At 68.1% G+C, this 3,325-nt stretch carries 3 protein-coding genes and 1 riboswitch; of the genes, 1 reads left to right on the plus strand and 2 read right to left on the minus strand.

All coding sequences use genetic code 11. The annotated features are described in order from the left end of the window. Nucleotides 1–66: 66 nt before the first annotated feature. Both B3T59_RS02135 and B3T59_RS02140 read right to left on the minus strand, forming a co-directional pair. On the minus strand, nt 67–549 hold the full coding sequence (locus tag B3T59_RS02135) for a hypothetical protein (RefSeq protein WP_005207563.1): 483 nt from the start codon (nt 547–549) through the stop codon (nt 67–69). After that, nucleotides 546–1,874 carry an aminotransferase class V-fold PLP-dependent enzyme gene (locus B3T59_RS02140; protein WP_287001383.1) on the minus strand — a complete coding sequence of 443 codons (1,329 nt, stop codon included), beginning with the start codon at nt 1,872–1,874 and terminating at the stop codon, nt 546–548. The genes B3T59_RS02135 and B3T59_RS02140 overlap by 4 nt, the downstream gene beginning before the upstream one ends. 16 nt (nt 1,875–1,890) lie before the next feature. Further along, a riboswitch (SAM riboswitch) is annotated at nt 1,891–2,004 on the minus strand. Between the two features lie 166 nt (nt 2,005–2,170). Here B3T59_RS02140 and B3T59_RS02145 point away from each other — a divergent pair. After that, the gene (locus B3T59_RS02145) at nt 2,171–3,271 is read left to right on the plus strand and encodes an isochorismate synthase (RefSeq protein ID WP_064904811.1); all 1,101 of its coding nucleotides are present in this window, start codon (nt 2,171–2,173) and stop codon (nt 3,269–3,271) included. Nucleotides 3,272–3,325 lie beyond the last annotated feature (54 nt).

Here is a 3,325-nt window from a genome sequence, read left to right on the forward strand (position 1 = left end):
GAGATCACGCCGACCGAGCCCGACCCGCCGACCGAGGGTCTTACCCGCTGATCGAGCCTGTCGAGATCACGCAGCCCGGCGAGACTCGAACTGCGGCAGCACCTCTGCGCGCACGCGGTGCTCGGTGGCCGAGCCGTCGATCGGCACGATGAGCACGGCGTCGGCGACCTCGGCCGCGTAGATGTCGCGGATCAGTGTGGCCAGGCCGTGTGGGGTGCCGACGTAACGCACGGTTTCTGCGGAATCACCCGCAACCGGCACCGAGGCGACGGACGCACGCGCCGACCCCGGATGCGGTGCGATCGCAACCTCGACAGCCAATGCGACCGAGAAGTTCGCGGTGTCACGGGTGCCGGCCCGCAGTAGCGAGCGGGTCCGCTGAGCGTCGCGCAGCGTCGAACGTCGTACGACGATGGGCAGTTCCGTCGCAGCGGCGTCGCCGACAATCGCAACCCGCAGCGCCGGGCGGCCGATGGTGATGACGCCGGTGTCGGCAGCGAGGAGCTGGTCGGCGAGAATGTCTGTCGGAGAACTCGATTGGATCGTCACGAGTGTGCCTTTCGGTGGTGGATGTCGGGGGCGTCGGCGCTGCGATCGCTCAGGCAGCGCAACGCGTGGAGCAGGCGGTCGACGTCGTCGGACGAGCTGCCGAGCCCGAAGCTCGCGCGCACGGCACCGTCGGGATGGCCGAGTCGGTCGAGAAGCGGGTGCGCGCAGAACTTTCCGTCGCGCACGCCGATGCCGTGTTCGGAGCTCAGGTACTCCGCGACCTCGCGCGGGGTGTGGCCGTCGACTGTGAAGCCTGCGATGCCGACGCGCTCGAGGCCGTCGTCGAAAACACGCAACGGGGTGACGCCGTCGATCTCGGCGAGTCCGGCGTCGAGTTGTGCGCACAGGTACGCCTCGTGTGCGCCGATCCACTCGTGTCCGAGATCGGCGATCGCGTCGCACGCGGCAGCAATCGCGATGGCGCCCAACACATTAGGAGATCCCGCTTCGTGACGCGCGGCGCCCGTATGCCACGACACCGACGCGCAGCCCGCCTCGACGTCGACATCTGCCGTGGCGCCTCCGCCTGCCAGATACGGCTGCGCGGCGTCGAGCCAGTCGGTGCGTCCGATCAGCACACCTGCACCGAACGGCGCGTAGAGCTTGTGCCCCGAGAAGACGAGGTAGTCGATGCCGTGACTGACGATCGACACCGGGCGATGAGCGACGAGTTGCGCTGCGTCGACGAGGATTCGGGCTCCGTGCCGGTGCGCGATCGATGCGAGTCGCGAGATCGGGAGGACCTCGCCGGTCACGTTCGACGCCGCGGTCACCGCCAGTAGCGCGGCGGGCTTGGCTGCCAGTTCACGCTCGACGGCGGCAAGGGTGTCGTCGATGGTCGAAGCAACTTCGACGATGCGGGTCCACTTGTCCTTGCGTTCGACCCACGGGAGCAGGTTCGCATGGTGCTCGATGTCGAGAACGACGACGTCGCCGGGCGTCACATGCGCCGCGAGGTTGATCGCGTCGGTGGTGTTGCGGGTGAACACGACGGCGTCGTCGGCGCGACCGCGGACGAAGCGTCGAACCGTCTCGCGGCACTCCTCGTAGCGGCGCGTCGTGACCTGCGACAGGTGTCCGGCGCCGCGGTGCACGCTGGCGTAGGTGCTCAGCGAGTCGGCAACGGCGCGCGCCACCGCGGTGAGCGCCGGGGCGCTGGCGGCGTAGTCGAACTTGGCGTAGCGCACCGTCGTACCGTCGGAAAGCGGCGCGCATTCGGCGGCGCCGACAACCTCTGCAAGTGGGGCGATAGTCGGGCTCTGCGTAGTCGAAATAGCCTTGACCTGTGAGAAATCGGTGTGCGAACGGGTGACGACAGCAGTCATCGAATAGTCTCCTTGGAATCCACGCTTGCCGTACCCACCCTGGGCACGGCCAGGTCGTCACCCGGAGCACCCCACCGCGGAGGAGGGTTGCCGACCAGCTAGCCGGGGCTTGTCGCTGGCACTCATGACCTGTTCCCAGGATCACCGACACGACGCTGAGCTGTCAACTTTCGCTCAGCGTGGACGAAAGGCGGCCGAGGGCGCGATCACCGAGCGTGTTAGTGACCCAGATTCTGTGCGCCAGCCTGATCGGCCTGTACGCGGTTGCACTTCCACGCAACCGGTAGCGTGAATCCATGCCAGCTTCGGAGGTATTCGTCCTGTCCAGGCCGCACGGCACGGTTCGTGCGCGCGGCGCATCAGCGGGATTCACCGATGCCACCGAGGCCGCCGAGGCGTTGCGTTCCGGGCGCATCGGCGCCATCACGGGGGCGATCGGGTTCACCTCGGCCGACGACGCCGCGCTGCTGGTTCCCGAGACCATCACGCACAGCGGTTCTGCGATCATGGGGAAAGCACCCGAACCCGCCCACGCCGAGCACGTCACGCTGATTCCCGACGCCGCGACGCATCGGGACCGGGTCGCACGTGCCATCGACGAGATCGACGCGGGGGCGTTGTCGAAGGTCGTGCTCGCCCGCGCCGTCGAATTCGACGTCGAACCGCCCGTCGACCCGGATCGACTTCTCGAGGCACTGGCGTACGGAAACGCCGAGCACTCTGCGTTTCTCGTCGACCTCAGCGTCGACGAGCACACCGACCCGCGAGCCCGATGGCTCCTCGGAGCGAGCCCAGAAGTGTTGCTGCGCAAGCAAGGTCTGGAGGTGACGTGCCGTCCCTATGCCGGATCGGCGGCGCGATCAGCAGACCCCGACGTCGATCACGCCGCCGGGCGCGCACTGCTGGCTTCGACGAAGGACCGGGCCGAGCACGCATTCGTCGTCGAGCATCTTCGTGATGCGCTCGAGCCGATCTGTCGCGAACTCGACGTGTCCGATCAGCCGTCGCTCGTCTCGACCGGCGAGATGTGGCATCTGGCGACACCGATTCGCGGTGTGCTGACCGACCCGACGATCACCGCCCTCGACCTCGCGCTGTTGTTGAGCCCGACCCCTGCAGTGTGTGGAACACCGGGAGATGTTGCAGCACAATTCATCTCGACCCACGAGGAGCGTCGTGGATTCTACGCTGGCGCCGTCGGATGGTCGGGCGCCGCCGGCGACGGCGAGTGGATGGTGACGATCCGTTCGCTCGAACTGTCCGACGACCGTCACCACGTCCGCACCTGGGCGGGCGGCGGCATCGTCGCCGGGTCGGAGCCGCAGGCGGAGCTCGACGAGACGTCGGCGAAGCTCGCGACCGTCCTGCGGGCGCTGGGCGTCGCCGAGCTCGGTTGACGCCGAGGCCGTGGGCGTTGTGCCCGGCCGACGCCCGCGCGGAAAGTAGGGGAA

This window comes from Gordonia sp. UBA7860 (assembly GCF_002500165.1).
In the GTDB taxonomy this organism is placed as follows: Bacteria; Actinomycetota; Actinomycetes; order Mycobacteriales; family Mycobacteriaceae; genus Gordonia; species Gordonia sputi.

What these genes read in the sequence shown, in the direction of transcription:
- B3T59_RS02140 (WP_287001383.1), bottom strand. Translation starts at nt 1,874, where the DNA reads ATGACTGCTGTCGTCACCCGTTCGCACACCGATTTCTCACAGGTCAAG.
- B3T59_RS02145 (WP_064904811.1), top strand. Translation starts at nt 2,171, where the DNA reads ATGCCAGCTTCGGAGGTATTCGTCCTGTCCAGGCCGCACGGCACGGTT.